Annotated in this window: 1 rRNA gene; it reads left to right on the top strand. The window is 50.9% G+C overall.

What is annotated here, in order from left to right:
• Positions 1 to 83 (top strand): 23S ribosomal RNA (locus PGR23_RS24495); the annotation flags it as partial.
• Positions 84 to 214: the final 131 nt, after the last annotated feature.

The raw sequence follows: 214 nt of genomic DNA, 5'->3' as shown, positions 1-214 counted from the left end.
GACGATGACGTTGATAGGTCGGGTGTGTAAGCGTAGCGATACGTTGAGCTAACCGATACTAATGAACCGTGAGGCTTAACCTTACAACGCCGAAGCTGTTTTGGCGGATTTGAGACGATTTTCAGCGTGATACAGATTAATCAGTGCGTCGTATGACGGGCTGATAAAACAGAATTTGCCTGGCGGCGATAGCGCGGTGGTCCCACCTGACCCC

This window comes from Klebsiella sp. 141162 (assembly GCF_050600755.1).
Classification (GTDB): Bacteria; Pseudomonadota; Gammaproteobacteria; order Enterobacterales; family Enterobacteriaceae; genus Klebsiella; species Klebsiella aerogenes.
Note: the sequence above shows the minus strand (reverse complement) of the source record. Positions and strands in the feature narration are given on the sequence as shown.